This window comes from Caballeronia sp. INDeC2, from assembly GCF_023631325.1.
Taxonomy (GTDB): Bacteria; Pseudomonadota; Gammaproteobacteria; order Burkholderiales; family Burkholderiaceae; genus Caballeronia.
This window is the reverse complement of record NZ_JALQDG010000011.1, coordinates 217,709-236,561: the sequence shown is the minus strand read 5'-3', so window position 1 is coordinate 236,561 and position 18,853 is coordinate 217,709. Positions and strand designations below refer to the sequence as shown.

The following is an 18,853-nucleotide window of genomic DNA, read 5'->3' as shown; positions in this document are numbered from 1 at the left end:
GCAAAGCGCAGCGAGGCATCAGAAACTGGCAGTTTAGCGTTGCAGGATATTGCGGGAGTAGCTCAGTTGGTAGAGCGCAACCTTGCCAAGGTTGAGGTCGCGAGTTCGAGACTCGTCTCCCGCTCCAGTCAAAGGGGAAGCCAAGCTTCCCTTTTTGTTTGGTGAATCAGCCGGCACGATCGTCGGCATGTACCAAAACCGCTTTTGGCGCGGTAGCAAAGCGGTTATGCAGCGGCCTGCAAAGCCGTTTAGACCGGTTCGACTCCGGTCCGCGCCTCCACTTGAAAAGCCCTGATCCGTCAGGGCTTTTTTCTTTTCGGAACGCCGGTATCCACGTGATTCTGCGTCATGCCCGGTCGCGGCACTGCACGGCATAATTGCCATACTTCTGCCACACACACTCCAATGACCGACCCACTCTCCCAACTCGAATGGCGCTGGAAGCGCTTCGACGACCTGACGACCGCCGAGGTCTACGACATGCTCGCCGCGCGCAGCGCCGTGTTCGTCGTCGAGCAGAATTGCGTGTATGGCGATATCGACGGACTCGATACCGATGCGTGGCACCTGCTCGCATACGGCAAGGGCGAGAAGCGTCCCGAACTCGCGGGCTATCTGCGGGTGCTGCTGCCGGGGCAACCGGACGAAAGCGAGAAGGACGTGCGCATCGGCCGCGTGCTGACAACGGCCAATTTTCGCGGCATGAAGCTCGGCAACGCGATGCTCGAACGCGCGCTCGAACACATCCTGAAGCAATGGCCGGATCAGCCGGTCAGCCTGCACGCGCAAGCGCATTTGCAGCGCTTCTACGGCGCGTTCGGCTTCGTGCCGTCGTCGGGGGTGCATGACGAAGACGGCATACCGCACGTATGGATGCGCCGTCCCGGCTTCGAATCATGAAATCGTGGCCTTCGTGCGGGTGACCGGCGCGCCCGCGCCGCGTCCTTCGCGTTCCTTCCTCAGCCGCGATCGCGCCGACAGCCGCAGCCAGTGACGCAGCGCGATCAACGCGCCGACGACGCTCATCATCGATCCGGGAATCCATAGCAAGAGGCCGCCGATCTGCTGATCGCGCATCGGCGTGATCCAGGTGAACGCGCGGCCGCAGATCGAATAGATCGGATACAACTCGTGCGGCGTGAAGAAGATATACGCGCCGAGGATGATCTGCGGCGGGATCGCGGCGATCACGACGAGAATGCGTCTGCCGGGCGCGAGCCGCGCGGGCGGCGCCGGACGCGGATCGAGAATCAGCCACCAGAAGAGCAGACCGTCGATCACCATGCTCCAGTTCATCACGCGATAGAGCCGGTAATCGAGCATCGCCTTGAAATGGATCGGCGAAAGCAGCCAAAAGTAGATCAGCCCGACGAACAGCGTGACCGCGACCACGGGATTGAACACGATATCGAAGAACACGCGCGCGACCTTTGTCTGCGCGGCCGGGCGCAGCCAGCGTTGCCGCCATGCGAAAGGAACGCCCGCACGCAAAGCCGCGCCCGGATACGACAGCGCGATCAAAAACGGGCCGAGATGATGCAGTACGAGATGCTGCAGCCGATGCATGAAAAATTCGTGCTCGAAGAAGTAGTCGAGCCGCGTGTGAAGCGCGACATAAAGCGCGATCAGGCCGAACCAGAACGCGATGCGGCGCGAGATCGACACGCGCGCATGCCGCGCGCCGCGCGCGAACAGAATCCCGGCGACGAGCACGGCGATCACGACCGTCGGCGACGGCTCCCACGGATCGAGCCAGTAGAGAAGCGTGCTCATCGTCAGATGTCCTTCGCGTGGATCACGCGCTTCAGATCGGTCGCGATGGCGTCGATGGAATCGTGGTCGGTCGCGAGCAGGCGCGCGTGACCGGCGGCATCGAAGATATAGACGGCCGAGCTATGCGTGACTTCGTATTCGCCGTTCGGATCGCGCTTTTCCATCTGATACGCGATGCGATAACGCTGCGCGACCGATTCGATCGCGCGTTCGGTGCCCGTCAGGCCGACGGCGTGTTTGTCGTCGAAGGCGCGCACGTAGGAGCGCAGGAGCGCGGGCGTATCGCGCGCCGGATCGACCGAGACGAACACGATGCGCGTGCTGTCCGCGTCCGCTCCCACGCGCTGAAGCACTTGCATGAGGCGCGCCATCGTTTCGGGGCAGACGTCGGGACAATGCGTGTATCCGAAGTAGACGAGCGTCGTCTTGCCCGCGAACGACTGTCCGGTGACGGGCGCGCCGCCATCGTCGACGAGCGAGAAATCCAGGTCCGGCAGATGGCCCGATACATCGGTCAATTGCCAAGGTTCGGCGGGCTTCGAGCACGCGGCAAGCGCGCACAGCGAGAGAAGGGCGATTACGCGCCGGAGTCGCACGGACCGCGCGGCATGGAGGAACGAAGCGTGCATCGGAGATTGCGTTGCAGGATGATTCGTTTGAGCTCCGTCGCAAAATACACGCCTTTTGCCGCGCCGCCAGCGCATCATGTCGTCATTGGACTATTTTTGAGACGATTTGCCGCATGAGTGAGGCGCGCTGAAAGGGCTGGTAGCGAAGGTTGTAAGCTAAGAGCTTTCTTACCCGAAAGCCTTCGCGCGGTAAGATGCGCACGCATTGCAACGTCCGAACCGGGCGCGCGCCACATCACGGGCAAACCACAGGCCAAAGATCGATGCTCACTCTTCCCGATTCCCTGTCTCTTGCCGAGACCGCCTTCTTCTTCGATTTCGACGGCACGCTCGTCGAGCTCGCCTCCACGCCCGACGGCATATTCGTGCCGCGCTCGGTGCCCGATATCCTCGCGGCGCTCCGGCGCGCGACCAACGGCGCGGTCGCAGTCGTGTCGGGGCGCGGCATCGACAATATCGACTCATTCCTGCAGATGGCCGATCTTCCCGTCGCGGGCATGCACGGCGCGGAACGGCGCGATTCGAACGGCGACGTGCAGCGCATCGGTTTCAACGACGAGCGGCTGCTGCGCATGGAGCACGCGCTCGAGAAGGTCGTCAACGCGAATCCGGGCATGCTGCTCGAAATCAAGGGCGCGGCGCTCGCGCTGCATTACCGCAACGCGCCCGACCGCGAGCCGGCCGCGCGCGCGGCGACGGAAAAGCTCGTCGCGGACTACGCTGACGCCTACATGCTGCAACCGGGCAAGATGGTCTACGAGATCAAGCCTAAGGACGTCGACAAGGGCCGCGCGGTGCGCGCGTACATGGCCGAGCCGCCGTTCACGGGGCGCAAGCCCGTGTTCATCGGCGACGATCTCACCGATGAGAAAGGTTTCGCAGTGGTCAACGAGTTCGACGGGCTCTCGGTGAAGGTGGGGCCGGGCGAGACGGTGGCGCGGGCGCGCATCGAATCGGTCGAACTGTTGCTGGACTGGTTGCAGGTGATCGCGGGCACGGCGGGGAAGCACGCGTGAGCCGTCTGATCATCGTTTCGAACCGCGTCGCGCCGATTTCCGAAGGCGGCCCCGCGGCGGGCGGTCTCGCGGTCGGCGTCTACGACGCGTTGAAGGAAACCGGCGGCATGTGGTTCGGCTGGAGCGGCGACGTGCTCGCGGCTCATCCCGAAGGCATCAAGCTCGAAGAGCACGGGCCGGTGACCTTCGCGACGATCGGCCTCGTGCGGCGCGACTACGATCAGTACTACCGCGGCTTTTCCAACGCGACGTTGTGGCCCGCGTTTCACTATCGCCCGGACCTGATCGAATTCGATCGCCACGAATACGACGGCTACTGCCGCGTGAACCGTTGGCTCGCGGAACAGCTCGCGCCGCTACTCAGGCCCGACGATGTCATCTGGGTCCACGACTATCACCTGATTCCGTTCGCGCGGGCGTTGCGCGCGCTGGGCGTGAAGAATCGCATCGGCTTCTTCCTGCATATTCCGTTTCCGGCGGCGCAGATTCTGTTGAGCGTGCCGCGCCATCGCGAACTGGCGGAGGCGCTGTGCGCGTTCGATCTGCTCGGCTTCCAGACGGAGCCGGATCTGCGCGCGTTCTGCGATTACATCGAAACGGAAGCGGGCGGCACGCTGCGGCGCGACGGTGCGAAGCCGGTCGAGGTCCGCGCGTTCGGCCAGACGCTGCGCGCGTCGGCGTATCCGATCGGCGTGTATCCCGACGAGATCGCCGCGCTCGCGAAGCACGGCGAAAGCGGGCGTGACGTCGAGATCGTCAAGGCGACGCTGCATCATCGCAAGCTCGTGATGAGCGTCGATCGGCTGGATTACTCGAAGGGTCTCGTAGAGCGATTTCGCGCGTTCGAGCGGCTGATCGAGCACGATCCGCAGCAGCGCAATAACGTGTCTTTTCTGCAGATTGCGCCGCCCACGCGTTCCGATGTCGATGCCTATCGCGACATGCGCTTTCAGCTTGAAGCGGAATCGGGCCGCATCAACGGCCGATATGCCGAACTCGATTGGACGCCGATCCGCTATATCCATCGGCAGTACGAGCGGCCGGTGCTCGCGGCGCTGTTTCGCGAGGCGCACGTCGGCCTCGTCACGCCGTTGCGCGACGGCATGAATCTCGTCGCGAAGGAATATGTCTCGGCGCAGGATCCGGACGATCCCGGCGTGCTGGTGCTGTCGCAGTTCGCGGGCGCGGCACGCGAGCTGACGGCTGCGCTCATCGTCAATCCGCTCGATGTCGACGGCATGGCCGATGCGCTCGCCACCGCGCTCAAGATGCCGCTCGACGAACGCAAGGCGCGCTACGGCGAGATGATGCAGCAGCTTCGCGACAACAACGTCTCCGTTTGGCGCGACAACTTCCTGCGCGATCTGAAGACGTGAAAAAGGCCGCGTTTCCTCGCGGGAACGCGGCCTTCTGGCTGGCTGGCAGGCGTCAAGCGGGCTGCTTGTGCGGCGTCGCGACGATCGACGGCACCTTGCCGTGCTGCTTCGCCAGCAACTCGCGGTACAGCCCCGGGCGCTCGCGCAATTCCTGCGGCGAGCCGTCGTCGATGACCTTGCCCGCGCTCATCACGATGATGCGATCGAAGTTCTGCAGCGTCGACAGGCGGTGGGCAATCGCGATCACCGTGCGGCCGACCATCAGACGGTCGAGCGCCTGCTGAATCGCTTCTTCCGATGCGCTGTCCAGTGCGGAGGTCGCTTCGTCGAGCAGGAGAATCGGCGCGTTTTTCAGAATCGCGCGCGCGATCGCGATGCGCTGCCGCTGCCCGCCCGACAGCTTCACGCCCCGGTCGCCGACGATCGTGTCGAAACCTTCCGGCATCGCTTCGATGAAGTCCGTGCAGCGCGCCTCGCGCGCGGCGGCGAGCACGTCCTCGCGGCTCGCGTCCGGACGGCCGTAAGCGATGTTCTCGAACACGGTGCGGTGGAACAGCGAAATATCCTGCGGCACGAGCGCGATGGCGTGGCGCAGACTGTCCTGGGTGATCGCGCCGATATCCTGGCCGTCGATCTTGATGCTGCCTTTCTGCGTCTCGTAAAAGCGCTGCAGCAACGCGAGCACGGTCGACTTTCCCGCGCCGGATTTGCCGATCAGCCCGACGCGCTGGCCCGGCTCGATATGCAGATGGAAGTTGTCGAGAATCGGGCGGCGGCGCGGATAGGCGAACGTGACGCCGTCGAAATCGACGCGCCCGCCTTGCGGCACGAGCTCGGTCGCGTCCGACCGGTCCGGCATGCCGTGCGGTTCGAGCAGCGTCTGGACGGCTTCGGCGAGACGTGCGACGTGCTGGGTGACATCGACGAGGGCGACCGCCAGATCGCGCGTGCCATGCAGAATCGTGAAGCCGAGCGAGCTGACGAGCACGATATCGCCAGAAGTCGCGCGGCCCTGCGACCACAGCCACAGCGCCCAGCCGAGCAGGCCGGCGGAGAGAATCGCCGTCACGACCGCGTGGAACAGGCGCAGTTTTTCGAGGTACAACAGGCTCTGCTGGCGCGCGACCATTTCGGCCTTCACCGTCGAGCCGAAGCGCTTCTGCTCGCGGAACGTCATGCCGAACGCACGCACGAGCGCCATGTTGCCGATCACGTCGACGAGCTCGCCATCGACCGATGCCGCCTTCGACGCGAAGCTGTGATGCCGCGCCGAACCGCGCTTCGCAAGCCGGTAGAGGATCAGCGCGAGAATCACCGACGCCGACATCAGGCCGCCGGCCATCAGCGGATTGACGGAGACGATCATCACGATCGCGCCCAGCACCGCGATGCACGGCGGCAGGACGTTCCATGCCATCACGTTTTCGGAGGTGTAGATCGCGTTCGATGTCGCCGTGATCCGGCTCGCGAGCATGCCGGGCTGCTTCTCGGAGAAGTACGTCGGCGAGTGGCCGGACAGATACGAGAAGAGATCCTTGCGCAAGTCGCCGGTGACGATCACGAACACGTGCGCGCCGACCCAGCCGCCGACCCGCCACAGCAGGTTGTCGGCGGCGATCAGCCCGACGAGGATCATGAACGCGCCCCAGAGCGGCCCGGGATGCCCGCGACCTTGCCCGAGCACATCGATCAGATGCTTGATCGCGTACTGCGAGGCGAGGGCGCAGCCGACCGCGGCGAAGACGCTGAAGAGCACGATGGCATGCGCGACGGGGTGCCGGCGGATGTAGCGCAACAGGAACGCGAGCGGCCGATGCGCATAGCTCGCGAGCTTCGCGTTGTGCGCGTTACGCTGGGAGACGGTGAGTTGGTCCAATGGTCTTTTTTGGTCGTAGAGCGGTTGAGCGTATGTTGCGCCTTCGGGCAGTGCCACGCGCGGTGTCGTCTGCGGCAACCGGCATGCGATGCGTCGCCCGATCCGGCGCGACTGACGTCAAGCGAGGCGACGCTGCGCCGTCTCCATCACGAATTGTAGCCAGTATCGCGGAGGGCAACGCGTCTTCGGGCATATGACGTTCGGCCTATGTGGCCATCCGAACATCGCCCGCGGCGAAAATCGGTCTCGCGCCAGGCAGTTGGAGCCACCGGGCGCGCGGCTGACGGCATGGGCGCGCATTGTAAGCACATTGCGCAGCTTTTTGCGATGAAACGGTCGCCGGGCGGTGCGGCGAATCACTTATTGCGTTGCGGCAGCGATCGAACAGCACGTGCCGCGCCAGATAGTAAGCCGGTGATCAGGCTGGCGAAAGTCGGCGACGTGGCGCTTTGACGTGCGCACATCGCCCGGGCAGCATTCAAGCCCGTGCTCCAATGTAGAACAACCTTAATAAACAGGGGTTTGCAAAATGTATCCCCCGTGTAACAACGTAAATAAGTTGAAATGACTGCCGGCGCGACTCTGTAAAAAGCTCCATAATCCGATCCGGGTTTGCCCTTAGGTCGTCGACAGGTTTTTGCAAGTTCCCGTCAACCGCCGCGGCAGACGCGCGTTAATTGCTGGCGCGCGGCGATTTTTTTGAGATATGGAACTGCATTTGCTTTGTCCGAACGCCTGCGCCAGGAACCTTGTGATCAGCGACCCCGCTTTTTTACTCGAGCATCAGCCATTGCGCCGCGGCCACCGCGCCGCGGAAAGCTTCGCCCGAGCCGAGCGATTCGCTTCCAAACGTCAACACGACAGCAGTACTTGCCTGATCTTTCATTAGGAGTTTCACGACATGCGAATCGCTCAAATCGCGCCCCTCCACGAAGCTGTTCCGCCGAAGCTGTATGGCGGCACGGAACGCGTGGTGTCTTATCTGACCGAGGCACTCGTGGATGCTGGACACGATGTCACGCTCTTCGCGAGCGGTGATTCGCAAACGTCCGCGAAGCTCAAAGCATTCTGGCCGCAGGCGCTGCGCCTCGACCCGACCATCCGCGACACGATGGCGCCGCACATGCTTCTGCTGGAAGAAGTCCGCCGCCGCGCCGATGAGTTCGACGTGCTGCACTTCCACATCGACTATTACCCGTTCTCGCTGTTCGCGCGCCAGCCGGTGCCGTTCCTGACGACGATGCACGGCCGCCTCGACCTGCCCGAACTGCAGCCGATCTTCAACACGTTCAACGACGTGCCGGTCATCTCCATTTCGGACAACCAGCGTCAGCCGCTGCCGCAGGCGCATTGGCTGTCGACGGTGTATCACGGGCTGCCGGAAAACCTGCTGAAGCCGATTCCGAACGTGAAGCCCGGCTATCTCGCATTCCTCGGCCGCATCTCGCCGGAAAAGCGCGTCGATCGCGCAATCCGTATCGCGCAGGCCGCGGGCATGAAAATCAAGATCGCCGCGAAGCTCGACAAGGCCGACCGCGCGTATTACGAAGAAGAGATCAAGCCGCTCTTCGCGCTGCCGCACGTCGAGTACATCGGTGAAATCAGCGAAGCCGAAAAGACGGAGTTCCTCGGCAACGCGCACGCGCTGCTGTTCCCGATCGACTGGCCGGAGCCCTTCGGCCTCGTGATGATCGAAGCGATGGCCTGCGGCACGCCGGTGATCGCGTTCAACCGCGGCTCGGTGCCGGAAGTGATCGAAAACGGGGTGTCGGGCTTCGTCGTGGAAGACGAACTCTCGGCGATCGCCGCCGTGAAGCGGCTCGACACGCTGTCGCGCGAGAAGGTCCGCGGCGCATTCGAAGCGCGTTTCTCGTCGAAGGTGATGGCGCAGAACTACGTGAACGTGTACGAAGAACTGCTGCGCCAGAAGCGCCGCACCGTTCTGCGCGAAGTCAACGCGAGCTGAGCCAAGCCTTGCCGCTTCGCGCGGCATCGGCAACGAAACAACGCCCCGCGTGCCTCAAGGCACGCGGGGCGTTGTCGTAATAGCACACTTGGGTCGGCCTTTCGCGCGCCAGACCGCGTTCCGGTTGTCAAACCTCTGACGACATCCGTAATCTCCCTATAATGGCCGGGCTTCGCGATGCGCGGAGCGGCATGCATCGTTCGTGGACAGGAGTGTTTCTTTTGGCGAGACCCAAGCAAATCAGCGCGAGCCCGGCACCGGGCGCCGGCACCGTGTTCGCGTTGCGCGCGATCGGACTGGTGCTCGCGGCGCGTTGGGCGTTCTCGATGTCGCAGATGGGCTATCTGTCCTCGCTGCGCGCGATGACGTCGTCGCCGTGGGCATGCGTGAACCTCGTCCTGATCTTTCTCCTGATCGTGCTGCCGGGTGCAAAGGCGCGCACGGAGCGTCCGCTGCATCCGCTGCCGCAATGGCTGCGGCAGGCATTGCGCTTCATCGCGCTGCTGGCTTTCGGCTTCGCGATGTTTTCCGTCGGCGCGTTCGTCTGGAGTTCCGGATGGCGGCGCTTCACGCAAGCGCTCGCCGAGACCAACGGCTGGCTCGTCGTCGGCCCGGCGCTCTATGCGGTCGTCATGTGGATTTGCCGGCCGCGCGCGCTCTGGCGCACGAACATCGCGGCGCGGCGCTTCGCGATCGGCCGCTATGCGATTTCCCTCGATCCCGTTACGCGGCTCGCGGTCGTCTGGGCGGAGAGCCGCAAGCTCGGCCAGTACGATGCGCGGGAACTGTCGGTGAAATGGCCGGTGCCGTCGCCGGACGTATCGCCCTCCACGACGATGCTCACGCCGGCCACCGAGCCCGCCGGCCCGTCGATCCGCGCAAGCGGCGAAGCGCGGCGCGGCGTGTTCGCACGTCGGCCGAAAGTCGAATTGCTGTGGGACTCGCCCGCCGCGGCCGGGCACAATCGCACCACCGTGTTCCGCGCGCCGCTCGCCAGCGAGAGCGATCGCAACGCGGCGCGGGCCCTCGATGCCACACTGCGTCAGGTCTGAATCGTTCGACTTCGTAAGCCGACATTGCCGTACACGTCGTTCCTGTCTTTTCAGGGAGGAAGGGATGCTGATACGTTGGTTGCTGGCCGCCATTCATCTTCTTGCTTTCGGGTTCGCGCTCGGCTCGGTACTCGCGCGCGCCCGCGCTCTGCGGCGTCTCGATGCCGCCGAGTCGATTCAGGCGAACGAACTGCGCCTGCGCGACGTGTTCCGTTCGGACTCGGTGTGGGGCGTCACCGCGATCGTGCTGATCGTGACGGGCGTGACGCGCGCGTTCGGCGGATTCGAGAAAGGGGGCGCTTACTATCTGCACGAGCCGCTTTTTCATTTGAAGATGACGGCGCTCGTCGTGATTCTGCTGATCGAAGTTTCGCCGATGCTTGCGCTGATTCGCTGGCGCATCGCGCTCGCGCAGGGCGGTCCGATCGATCTGACGCGTGCGCGGCGTTTTGCGTGGATGAGCGATCTCGAAGCCGCACTCGTGATGGTGATGGTGATTGCCGCGAGCGGGATGGCGCGGGGCGTGTGGGCATCGTAGCCGCATCAGGTGACGCAAAATGAAAAAGGCCCAAGTCGTGAGACTTGGGCCTTTTTATCTTCGGTGCTTGTCTTTACCAACACCAGAATTCTGGTGGGTAGTACTGGGATCGAACCAGTGACCCCTGCCGTGTGAAGGCAGTGCTCTACCGCTGAGCTAACCACCCGAAGAAGGCAAAGTATAAAGCATATTGCGCGCCTTGCCAATACCCTCGCACGATTGCGGTGAAGTCGATAGCGAGCGGCCTGAGAGTACTTTCATAAACCTTTCAGTCTGACCCTTTTAGGTTAAGCTCCCGATTCCGTACGGATTCCGTACGCAACCGAGGAACGAAGATGACTAACCTGATTGGAACAAAGACCGCCCGTGAACGTTTAGAGCCGCGTAGGGAACCGTATTTCGTGCGCCTACGGGCCGGACTCTTCGTAGGGTACGTGCGGGACGTTTGCGGCGCGTTCCAGCCGCGCGAAGTTCTCGACCTCTTGATGTTCGAGATTCGCAAGTTCAACTTCGGGTTCAACGTTCCGAAACTCAACGTGCCCGGTCGGTTCCGGTCGAAGGTGGACCTGCCGGACGATCCCGAAGGTCAACACCCGGTTCTCTCTTGGCTGTACGTGGAGGGGAAGGCGACTTGGAAGGAGTTGCAGGAGGACTATTGTCTGAAGGACGCGTTCACCATGCACCGCGAACTGCTTAAGTCGAAAGTTAAGGCCGCGATGGAAGCGGAGTTGGCCGCGATAGAGGCGAAGGCGAAAGCGAAGGGCGGCTGATTGCGCACTAATATTCGGGCTGCTCGCGGCGCTACGGTCGCGAGTACGCACCGGATTAGTGCAGATTTCCGTACGGATTCCGTAGCGGAAACGAAAACGGCCTACGCCGAAGCGTAAGCCGCTGATAATTCTGGTGCTTCTACGTTCATCTACACAGGTCCGCCGACCGTGTGAAGGCAGTGCTCTACCGCTGAGCTAACCACCCGAAGAGAAGTGAGATTATGTCAGGCGTTTCGCGTTTCGTAAAGAGCTTCTTAAAGCCAAATTCGAAAAAATTATGCGGGAACGACATCGCCTTCCGCCGGCGCGGTTTCCGTGCGCCATACGCTCGTGCCTTTGAGGGCCTTGTCGAGATCGGTCAGCACGGCTTCGTGCGCGGCTAGTTCGGCCTCGCTCGCGACGATCACCGGCAAATCGAGATCGTCGAACGCGATGCGCGACGTGGAAATCGAGCCCGACGCGGCCTGATCGCCGAGCATGTCGATGACGAGGCTCTCTTGACCGCGCGTCATCGCGAGATAGACCTCCGCGAGCAACTCCGAGTCGAGGAGCGCGCCGTGCAGCGTGCGATGCGCGTTGCTGATGCCGAAGCGGTCGCACAGCGCGTCGAGCGAATTGCGCTTGCCAGGGAACATCTGTTTGGCCTGCGCGAGCGAGTCGATCACGCCGGCGCATGTCTCCGACACCTTCGGCAATCCGAGCAGCGCGAACTCCATGTCGAGAAAGCCGACGTCGAAGGGCGCGTTATGGATGATCAGTTCCGCATCCGCGATGAAGTCGCGCAACTGAGCGGCGATTTCGGCGAACTTCGGCTTGTCGCTCAGGAACTCGGTGGTGAGACCGTGCACCGCGAGCGCGCCGGGATCGCTGTCGCGCTCGGGGTTCACATAGAGGTGCAGATTGTTACCGGTGAGCCGGCGGTTGATCAGTTCGACGCAGCCGATTTCGATGATTCGGTCGCCCGTCCTTGCGTTGAGGCCGGTGGTTTCGGTGTCCAGTATCAGTTGGCGCATAGATGGCGTGTAGTTTGATCAGTTGTCCGTGAGCGAGGTCACGCCGCGATTGGCGAGCGCATCGGCGCGTTCGTTTTCGGGATGACCGGCGTGGCCCTTGACCCAGCGCCACTCGATTTCATGCTGCGCGACGAGGCCGTCGAGCCGCTTCCAGAGATCGGCGTTCTTGACGGGCGTCTTCGCGGCGGTCATCCAGTTCTTTTTCTTCCAGCCGTGGATCCATTCGCTGATACCTTTTTGCACATATTGCGAATCGGTATGGATGATCGCGTGGCACGGGCGTTTGAGCGCCTCGAGCGCGGAGATTACGGCCATCAGTTCCATGCGGTTGTTGGTGGTCGCGGGCTCTCCGCCGAACAGTTCCTTTTCCAGCGAGCCGAAGCGGAGCAGGGCGCCCCAGCCGCCGGGCCCGGGATTGCCTTTGCAGGCGCCGTCCGTGTAGATGTCGATTACCTTGTTCGATGCGGATTCTTGAGTCATCAATGCTCGTTGCGGGTCTCGTTGCGCGTGTGCGGAGCCGCGACCGGCGCGAGGCCGGGCGCGAGCGCGGTTTTTTTCAGCTTGCGCGGACCGATGACGCGCATGCCGCGCACGCGTTTCACGGCCGTGATCATGTACGCCGCGCCGAAGATGGGCCACCAGCGGTCGCCGGCGGCTTCCATGAATTGAAAGCGTTGCAGCCATTTGTCCGCCACGAGCGGCGGACGATAGCAGCCGAAGCGCCCCCGTTCAAGATCGAATCCGAGCAGCTTGATCCAGTCCTTGATGCGCGTGAACGCGATCATCTCGTGCGCCGCCGGCACGAACGGCCGTCCGGCCACCTTGCCGAGCGATTGCCGCGCGCCCCACAGGCTCAGCGAATTGAAGCCGAGGATAATCAGTTGCCCTTCGGGCACGAGCACGCGCTCGGCTTCGCGTAACAGCCGGTGCGGATCCGGCGAGAATTCGAGCGTGTGCGGCAGCACGAGCAAATCGACGCTTTGCGCTTCGAAGGGCAGGTCGAGCAGATCGCACCACGCGGTGCTGCGCCCGTCCGGCGCGCTCGCGGCGGGCAGTGCGCTCACGCCGGGCGTCGTGGCGCGCGGCGGCGTGTAGGGCGCGCTCGATGCGCTTTCGGCGTCGAGCACGAGCGCACGGCCGGTCATGCGATTCTCGCGCAGCGCGTCGAGCTGCGGCATGCCGAGTTGCAGCGCGTGATAGCCGAAGATGTCGGACACCACGTGATCGAGCTGCGCCTGTTCCCATTCGAGCACGTAGCGTCCGGGCGCCGAACTCGTCCAAGTGGGCCAGTCTATAATCGGTCGGTCAGACATGTTCGAATTGCCGCATAGAAGATCGCCATGAATTCGCTTGCCAAGAATCTATCTGCTCAGGATGCACTCGAATACGTGCCGGTTCCGGCGTTCGAGGACAACTACATCTGGCTCGTGTCGGACTCGCGCGATGCGGTCGTGGTCGACCCCGGTGACGCTGCGCCCGTCGAGGCGTATCTCGCCAGGCGCGGTTGGCGGCTGACCGCTATTTTACTCACGCACCATCATCAGGACCACGTCGGCGGCGTGAAAGCGCTCCTCGATAGCCGATCGGCAGAGGGGGGCGTCCCCGTCTACGGTCCGGTTGGCGAGCGTATCGAGCATCTGACCCAGCGCGTCGCGGGCGGCGATACGGTGACCATCGCGCACCCGGCGCTCGAGCTCTCCGTCATCGACGTGCCGGGCCATACGGCCGGTCACATCGCTTACTTTCAGGCGGGCGGCGAGGGCGGCACGCCGCATCTTTTTTGCGGCGACACGCTGTTCGCGAGCGGCTGCGGCCGTCTCTTCGAAGGCACGCCGCAGCAAATGCTGAATTCGCTCGACGCCCTTGCCGCGTTGCCGGAGAACACGCAGGTTCACTGCGCGCACGAATACACGCTCTCGAACATCAAATTTGCGCGCGCGTGCGAGCCGGACAACGCCGCGCTGCTGCGCTGGAGCGACGACGCACAGGCGTTGCGCGCGGCCGGCAAGCCGACTTTGCCGACCACCATCGGCCATGAAAAAGCGGTGAATCCGTTCCTGCGCGCAGACGTTCCGGCGATCAAGGCGACACTTTCTTCGCAGTTCGGCACCACGGTGACAGACCGTCTGGAAGCGTTCCGAATGATGCGCGGCTGGAAAGATAAGTTCCGTTAACCCAAAGCTTTTGGGGCCAACTTAAACCCGAACGGTGGAATCGCCGTTAGATGCAGGATTTTGCAGGGGTTTTGCGCGCATTCTTATTGACGTCTTAAGTGCTGTTCCGTACCATCGGCTGCAAATTTCCAAGCATTATTTTGTGGAAGCAGAGACGTTCCATGCGACTAACCCTTAGCGCGCTGTCCGTCCTGATGCTCGCCGCGTGCGCGAGCCAGGGGCCTACAGCGTCAGATCCTTTATCAGCTTCAGCCACCTCCACCGCTTCGCAGCAACAGCAACAACAAGTCGCCGACACCATTCGCCGCACCGCAGCAGCCAAGGAAACCATCGACGTCGACAAGACGCCGGTGACTTCGCTCGCGGGATCGTCCGATCTCTGGAACCGCATTCGCGGCGGCTTTCAGATTCCCGATCTGCAAAGCGATCTCGTCGACATGCAGGTCAACTGGTATGCGCAGCGCCCGGATTACGTCGAGCGCATGACCACGCGCTCGCAGAAATACCTTTATCACATCGTCGAGGAGCTGGAGCAGCGGCACATGCCGACCGAACTAGCGCTCCTGCCGTTCATCGAGTCGGCTTACAGCCCGCAGGCGCTCTCCGTCGCGAAAGCCGCGGGCATGTGGCAGTTCATGCCGGGCACCGGCCGCGACTACAACCTCAAGCAGAACATGTGGCAGGACGAGCGCCGCGACGTGCTCGCCTCGACGAGCGCTGCGCTCGACTATCTCTCGCGTCTGCATGACATGTTCGGCGACTGGCATCTCGCGCTCGCCGCATACAACTGGGGCGAGGGCAACGTGCAGCGCGCGATCGCGCGCAACGAGGCGGCGGGCTTGCCGACCGACTACGAAAGCCTGCGCATGCCCAACGAGACGCGTAACTACGTGCCGAAGCTGCAAGCGGTGAAGAACATCGTGAGCAACCCGCAAACGTACGGTCTCACGCTGCCGGACATTCCGAATCACCCGTATTTCGTGACAGTCACGACCGCGCGCGACATCGACGTGACGATGGCCGCGAAGCTCGCCGGCATGAGCGTGGAAGAATTTCGCTCGCTCAATCCGTCATTCGCGAAGCCGGTGATTCTCGGCGCGACCAATCCGCAGATCCTGCTGCCGTTCGACAACGCGGCTTCGTTCCAGCGCAATCTTTCGTCGTATTCGGGCGCGCTGTCGTCGTGGACCACGTACACCGTGACCGAGCGCTCGCGCCCGGCGGCGATCGCCGAGAAGATCGGTGTGGACGCGGACACGCTGATGTCGGTCAACCGCATTCCCGCGGGCATGCGTCTGAAGCCCGGCTCGACGATCGTCGTGCCGCGCACGGACGACGACGACGAAGACATCAGCGCCGACGTCGCCGCAAACGCGATGCTCGCGATCGAGCGCGACGTGCCCGACACGCGCCGACTGGTGATCCGCGTGCGCCGCAAGCAGGCCATCAGCACGTTGGCGGACCGCTACAACGTGTCGCCGGCGCAGGTGCGCGCATGGAACCGCACGCACGGTGAGATGTTCATGCCGGGTCAAGTGGTCGTCCTGCATGTGCCGTACGGCCGTCCGGTGCCGGCCGAGCCGGGTCCGGCGCGCGTCGAAGTGGTGTCGGCGTCGAGCCGTTCGTCGGGCGGTGTGTCGAGGATCGGCACGCGCGTGCCGGAAACGAAGTCTTCGCGCGGCGGCAAGGCAGTCGCGCATTCGGCGGGGAAGGTGACGAAAGTGTCGGCTTCGACGACCTCGCACGCTGCGAAGCCCGCTGCCGCGGCGAAAACCGTGAAGCCGGCCGCATCGACGAAGAGCAGCAAAAAGAAATAAGGCCGGCGTTTCGGCGAAGCGCTAATCCACGCCGTCACCAAGGTGACGGCGTTTTCTTTTGGCGACCCCGCTACACTGGCGAACCAAAAGAATCAATGAAGCGTCCGTTTCACATGTCGTCCACCCTTCGTCTCCGCGTTTTCTTCCTGTTTGCCGCCGGTTACTTCGTCTCGTACGTGTTCCGCGGCGTCAATCTCGGCTTCGCGCCGCTCATCACGCACGACCTCGGATTGTCCGCGGCCGACCTGGGTCTGCTCACCTCGCTGTATTTCATCGGCTTTGCGCTGGCGCAGATTCCCGTCGGCGTGCTGCTCGATCATTACGGCCCGCGCCGCGTTACGGCGAGCATGCTGGTGTTCGCGGCTGCCGGCATCTGGGTGTTCGGCGCATCCCACGGGCTGGCAGGGCTGATGATCGGCAGGTTGCTGATCGGCATCGGCGTGTCGGTGTGCCTGAGCGCGGCCTTCAAGGCATCGGCGCAGCATTTCGCGCTCGCGCGCCTGCCGCTCGTCAACGGATTTACGATGGCCGTCGGCGGACTGGGCGGTGTCGTGGTCGGGTCGCCGCTCGCGGCGCTTTTGCAGGTCGCGAGTTGGCGGCAAATGTGCGCGGGGCTCGGCGTGTTCACGCTCGCTGTCGCTACCGCGATCGTCCTGTTCGCGCCGCGCAAGGCGGAGACCGATGCGCATCGTCGGGCAGACGTCGTCACCCAATTCAAGGGGACGTGGCTCATTCTGAAAAGCGGCGTGTTTTGGAAGATCGCGTCGTTTTCCGTCGTCACGCAGGGCGTTTTCTATGCGATGCAATCGCTATGGATTCGCCCCTATTTGCTCGATGTAATGAACCTCGAGCCCGCGCACGCCGCGGCGCTCGTGTCGATACTCGGCTTCGCGATGATGTTCGGCTGTGTCGGCTTCGGCGCGGCGGCGCGCGGAATGGAACGGCGCGGCGTGTCGGTATATGCGTTCTGCGGCGCCGGCATGGTGCTGTTCGTCGCGACGCAACTGCTGATGGTGCTGCGCGTGCCGGTTCCGCCGTCCGTTTTGATCGCCGCATACGGGATTTTCGGCGGCACGGGCATTCTGAGCTACGCGGTCGCCGCGGAATATTTTCCGTCACACATGATCGGCCGCGCGCATACGACGCTCACCCTTGTGATCTTCCTGTTGATCTTCGCCTTTCAGGTGGGCGTCGGCGCGATGCTTTCGCTTTGGCCTTCCGATGGCGGGCGCTATCCGGCGTCGGCGCATCTGAAGGTGTGGATCGTTCTGATCGGGGTGCAACTCGCAAGCGCGGTCTGGTACGTTTTCCCGAGCCGCGTGCTGCGCAAGATCGGTCGCGAAGCCGAGCACGCCGTGCGCTGACCGGCGCCCGAGGCAAGCAACCGGCAAGCGGATGTTTCCCAAATCTGGCGAATGCGACCTTTTCGCGCTATAATTCGAAGGTTTGAGCATATCAACCCGCACCCTAGCGCCTACCTCCCATTCACCGTCGTTCGCTGCGCACGAACTGCGCGCCGCACGCCGCCGATCGCCTGCTTGAATCCATTGTTGCCACGCGCGAGCGTGCCGGTTCGAGCCACGATGCGCGCCCCGCGAGCCGCCGCTTTCACTGCGAAGGAAGCCCTCGTTCTTCGAGCGACGGGAGGCCAAGCCTGAATTTCGGACAGACAGGTCGGTAACAGGGTGTTCCCCAAGGAGCTTCCCGTGTTGCCGTCATTCTCCCCCGCACTCCTCGCACTTGCCGACGGCACGGTCTTTCGTGGTCAATCGATCGGCGCGCCCGGTTCGACGATCGGCGAAGTGGTCTTCAACACCGCCATCACCGGTTATCAGGAAATCCTGACCGATCCGAGTTATGCCCGCCAGATCGTCACGCTGACCTATCCGCACATCGGCAACTACGGCGTGAACGCCGAAGACGTCGAAGCCACCAAAGTCCATGCCGCCGGCCTCATCATTCGCGATCTGCCGGTGCTCGCATCCAACTTCCGTTCCGAGCAGAGTCTCTCCGATTATCTGAAGGCGCAGCGCGTCGTGGCGATTGCGGGCATCGACACGCGCAAGCTGACCCGCATCTTGCGCGAGAAGGGCGCGCAGAACGGCTGCATTCTCGCCGGCACCGATGACGAAGCGAAGGCGCTCGGCCTTGCGCGCTCGTTCCCGGGTCTCGCGGGCATGGACCTCGCGAAGGTCGTGTCGACGGAACAGAATTACGAGTGGACGCAGACCGAATGGCGTCTCGGCAATGGCTACGGCAAGCAGGAAGCGCCGAAATTCCGCGTCGTCGCATTCGACTACGGCGTGAAGTTCAACATCCTGCGCATGCTGGCCGAGCGCGGTTGTCACGTAACCGTGCTGCCGGCGCAATCGAGCGCCGCCGACGCGCTCGCGCTCAATCCGGACGGCATCTTCCTGTCGAATGGCCCGGGCGACCCGGAGCCGTGCGACTACGCTATCGCCGCGACCAAGGAATTCATCGAACGCGGCATTCCGACGTTCGGCATCTGCCTCGGCCATCAGATCATGGGTCTCGCCGTCGGCGCGAAAACGATGAAGATGAAGACGGGCCATCACGGCGCGAACCATCCGGTGAAGGACATGGAAGACGGCCGCGTTGTCATCACGTCGCAGAACCACGGCTTCGCGGTCGATGCCTCCACGCTGCCCGCGAATGCGAAGGTCACGCACGTCTCCCTCTTCGACGGCACGCTGCAAGGTTTCGCGCTCACGGACAAGCCTGCGTTCTGTTTCCAGGGCCACCCGGAAGCGTCGCCCGGCCCGCACGACATCGCGTATCTGTTCGACCGCTTCATCAAGCTGATGGAGTCGGCGAAGGTCGCCGCCTAAAGTA

General features: G+C 63.3%; 18 protein-coding genes and 3 tRNA genes. 13 read left to right on the top strand and 8 right to left on the bottom strand.

Annotated features, from left to right (window positions below):
• Nucleotides 1-51: 51 nt before the first annotated feature.
• The 3 genes from NCS28_RS09515 to NCS28_RS09505 all read left to right on the top strand — a co-directional run bounded on the left by NCS28_RS09515 (nucleotide 52) and on the right by NCS28_RS09505 (nucleotide 900).
• Nucleotides 52-127: transfer RNA gene (locus tag NCS28_RS09515), tRNA-Gly, on the top strand.
• Nucleotides 128-206: 79 nt separating this feature from the next.
• A tRNA-Cys gene (locus NCS28_RS09510) sits at nucleotides 207-280 on the top strand.
• Between the two features lie 125 nt (nucleotides 281-405).
• On the top strand, nucleotides 406-900 hold the full coding sequence (locus tag NCS28_RS09505) for a GNAT family N-acetyltransferase (RefSeq protein ID WP_250513587.1): 495 nt from the start codon (nucleotides 406-408) through the stop codon (nucleotides 898-900).
• Here the strand turns inward: NCS28_RS09505 and NCS28_RS09500 are convergent.
• Together NCS28_RS09500 and NCS28_RS09495 are read right to left on the bottom strand one after the other, a co-directional pair.
• Nucleotides 895-1,773: a cytochrome c oxidase assembly protein gene (locus tag NCS28_RS09500; RefSeq protein ID WP_250513586.1), complete on the bottom strand. Its 879-nt coding sequence runs from the start codon at nucleotides 1,771-1,773 to the stop codon at nucleotides 895-897. The genes NCS28_RS09505 and NCS28_RS09500 overlap by 6 nt on opposite strands.
• A gap of 2 nt (nucleotides 1,774-1,775) precedes the next feature.
• Nucleotides 1,776-2,402, bottom strand: a complete 627-nt coding sequence (locus NCS28_RS09495; RefSeq protein ID WP_250513585.1) for an SCO family protein — start codon at nucleotides 2,400-2,402, stop codon at nucleotides 1,776-1,778.
• A 263-nt stretch (nucleotides 2,403-2,665) separates the two neighbouring features.
• Here NCS28_RS09495 and otsB point away from each other — a divergent pair, with 263 nt between their 5' ends.
• Entirely contained in the window at nucleotides 2,666-3,418 is a 753-nt protein-coding gene (gene otsB / locus NCS28_RS09490) for a trehalose-phosphatase (protein ID WP_250513584.1), read from the top strand.
• The gene (gene otsA / locus NCS28_RS09485; RefSeq protein ID WP_250513583.1) at nucleotides 3,415-4,794 is read left to right on the top strand and encodes an alpha,alpha-trehalose-phosphate synthase (UDP-forming); all 1,380 of its coding nucleotides are present in this window, start codon (nucleotides 3,415-3,417) and stop codon (nucleotides 4,792-4,794) included. The genes otsB and otsA overlap by 4 nt, the downstream gene beginning before the upstream one ends.
• Nucleotides 4,795-4,846: 52 nt before the next feature.
• On the opposite strand, the gene NCS28_RS09480 is transcribed toward otsA, so the two are convergent.
• Nucleotides 4,847-6,670, bottom strand: a complete 1,824-nt coding sequence (locus NCS28_RS09480) for an ABC transporter ATP-binding protein (protein WP_250513582.1) — start codon at nucleotides 6,668-6,670, stop codon at nucleotides 4,847-4,849.
• 772 nt (nucleotides 6,671-7,442) lie between these two features.
• Nucleotides 7,443-7,568 (bottom strand): hypothetical protein, encoded by a 126-nt coding sequence (locus NCS28_RS33185; protein WP_284504804.1) that lies wholly within the window; start codon nucleotides 7,566-7,568, stop codon nucleotides 7,443-7,445.
• Nucleotides 7,569-7,571: 3 nt separating this feature from the next.
• Here NCS28_RS33185 and NCS28_RS09475 point away from each other — a divergent pair, with 3 nt between their 5' ends.
• From NCS28_RS09475 to NCS28_RS09465, 3 genes are all read left to right on the top strand, one after another.
• On the top strand, nucleotides 7,572-8,636 hold the full coding sequence (locus tag NCS28_RS09475) for a glycosyltransferase family 4 protein (protein WP_250513581.1): 1,065 nt from the start codon (nucleotides 7,572-7,574) through the stop codon (nucleotides 8,634-8,636).
• Between the two features lie 221 nt (nucleotides 8,637-8,857).
• Nucleotides 8,858-9,688, top strand: a complete 831-nt coding sequence (locus NCS28_RS09470; RefSeq protein ID WP_250513580.1) for a hypothetical protein — start codon at nucleotides 8,858-8,860, stop codon at nucleotides 9,686-9,688.
• A 64-nt stretch (nucleotides 9,689-9,752) separates the two neighbouring features.
• On the top strand, nucleotides 9,753-10,226 hold the full coding sequence (locus NCS28_RS09465) for a DUF2214 family protein (RefSeq protein ID WP_250513579.1): 474 nt from the start codon (nucleotides 9,753-9,755) through the stop codon (nucleotides 10,224-10,226).
• A gap of 91 nt (nucleotides 10,227-10,317) precedes the next feature.
• Here NCS28_RS09465 and NCS28_RS09460 read toward each other — a convergent pair.
• A tRNA-Val gene (locus NCS28_RS09460) sits at nucleotides 10,318-10,392 on the bottom strand.
• Nucleotides 10,393-10,561: 169 nt separating this feature from the next.
• Here NCS28_RS09460 and NCS28_RS09455 point away from each other — a divergent pair.
• The gene (locus NCS28_RS09455; RefSeq protein WP_250513578.1) at nucleotides 10,562-10,996 is read left to right on the top strand and encodes a hypothetical protein; all 435 of its coding nucleotides are present in this window, start codon (nucleotides 10,562-10,564) and stop codon (nucleotides 10,994-10,996) included.
• A 275-nt stretch (nucleotides 10,997-11,271) separates the two neighbouring features.
• Here NCS28_RS09455 and dnaQ read toward each other — a convergent pair whose 3' ends face one another.
• The 3 genes from dnaQ to NCS28_RS09440 are packed head-to-tail and all read right to left on the bottom strand — an operon-like array spanning nucleotide 11,272 to nucleotide 13,322.
• The gene (gene dnaQ / locus NCS28_RS09450; protein WP_250513577.1) at nucleotides 11,272-12,009 is read right to left on the bottom strand and encodes a DNA polymerase III subunit epsilon; all 738 of its coding nucleotides are present in this window, start codon (nucleotides 12,007-12,009) and stop codon (nucleotides 11,272-11,274) included.
• Between the two features lie 18 nt (nucleotides 12,010-12,027).
• Nucleotides 12,028-12,489 (bottom strand): ribonuclease HI, encoded by a 462-nt coding sequence (gene rnhA, locus NCS28_RS09445; RefSeq protein WP_250513576.1) that lies wholly within the window; start codon nucleotides 12,487-12,489, stop codon nucleotides 12,028-12,030.
• Entirely contained in the window at nucleotides 12,489-13,322 is an 834-nt protein-coding gene (locus NCS28_RS09440; protein ID WP_250513575.1) for a class I SAM-dependent methyltransferase, read from the bottom strand. The genes rnhA and NCS28_RS09440 overlap by 1 nt, the downstream gene beginning before the upstream one ends.
• Before the next feature lie 27 nt (nucleotides 13,323-13,349).
• On the opposite strand from NCS28_RS09440, the gene gloB reads away from it, so the two are divergent.
• The 4 genes from gloB (at nucleotide 13,350) to carA (ending at nucleotide 18,849) form a co-directional block, all read left to right on the top strand.
• Entirely contained in the window at nucleotides 13,350-14,183 is an 834-nt protein-coding gene (gloB, locus tag NCS28_RS09435; protein WP_250513574.1) for a hydroxyacylglutathione hydrolase, read from the top strand.
• Nucleotides 14,184-14,344: 161 nt separating this feature from the next.
• Nucleotides 14,345-16,000, top strand: coding sequence for a transglycosylase SLT domain-containing protein (locus NCS28_RS09430; RefSeq protein WP_250513573.1), 1,656 nt, complete (start codon nucleotides 14,345-14,347; stop codon nucleotides 15,998-16,000).
• A gap of 113 nt (nucleotides 16,001-16,113) precedes the next feature.
• A complete protein-coding gene (locus tag NCS28_RS09425; protein ID WP_250513572.1) occupies nucleotides 16,114-17,364 on the top strand; it encodes an MFS transporter in 1,251 nt (416 codons plus the stop codon).
• 342 nt (nucleotides 17,365-17,706) lie between these two features.
• Nucleotides 17,707-18,849, top strand: coding sequence for a glutamine-hydrolyzing carbamoyl-phosphate synthase small subunit (gene carA, locus NCS28_RS09420; protein ID WP_250513571.1), 1,143 nt, complete (start codon nucleotides 17,707-17,709; stop codon nucleotides 18,847-18,849).
• Nucleotides 18,850-18,853: the final 4 nt, after the last annotated feature.

What these genes read in the sequence shown, in the direction of transcription:
- NCS28_RS09495 (WP_250513585.1), bottom strand. Translation starts at nt 2,402, where the DNA reads ATGCACGCTTCGTTCCTCCATGCCGCGCGGTCCGTGCGACTCCGGCGC.
- NCS28_RS09440 (WP_250513575.1), bottom strand. Translation starts at nt 13,322, where the DNA reads ATGTCTGACCGACCGATTATAGACTGGCCCACTTGGACGAGTTCGGCG.
- NCS28_RS09500 (WP_250513586.1), bottom strand. Translation starts at nt 1,773, where the DNA reads ATGAGCACGCTTCTCTACTGGCTCGATCCGTGGGAGCCGTCGCCGACG.
- dnaQ (WP_250513577.1), bottom strand. Translation starts at nt 12,009, where the DNA reads ATGCGCCAACTGATACTGGACACCGAAACCACCGGCCTCAACGCAAGG.
- NCS28_RS09505 (WP_250513587.1), top strand. Translation starts at nt 406, where the DNA reads ATGACCGACCCACTCTCCCAACTCGAATGGCGCTGGAAGCGCTTCGAC.
- NCS28_RS09475 (WP_250513581.1), top strand. Translation starts at nt 7,572, where the DNA reads ATGCGAATCGCTCAAATCGCGCCCCTCCACGAAGCTGTTCCGCCGAAG.
- NCS28_RS09425 (WP_250513572.1), top strand. Translation starts at nt 16,114, where the DNA reads ATGTCGTCCACCCTTCGTCTCCGCGTTTTCTTCCTGTTTGCCGCCGGT.
- otsB (WP_250513584.1), top strand. Translation starts at nt 2,666, where the DNA reads ATGCTCACTCTTCCCGATTCCCTGTCTCTTGCCGAGACCGCCTTCTTC.
- rnhA (WP_250513576.1), bottom strand. Translation starts at nt 12,489, where the DNA reads ATGACTCAAGAATCCGCATCGAACAAGGTAATCGACATCTACACGGAC.
- NCS28_RS09465 (WP_250513579.1), top strand. Translation starts at nt 9,753, where the DNA reads ATGCTGATACGTTGGTTGCTGGCCGCCATTCATCTTCTTGCTTTCGGG.
- gloB (WP_250513574.1), top strand. Translation starts at nt 13,350, where the DNA reads ATGAATTCGCTTGCCAAGAATCTATCTGCTCAGGATGCACTCGAATAC.
- NCS28_RS09430 (WP_250513573.1), top strand. Translation starts at nt 14,345, where the DNA reads ATGCGACTAACCCTTAGCGCGCTGTCCGTCCTGATGCTCGCCGCGTGC.
- NCS28_RS09455 (WP_250513578.1), top strand. Translation starts at nt 10,562, where the DNA reads ATGACTAACCTGATTGGAACAAAGACCGCCCGTGAACGTTTAGAGCCG.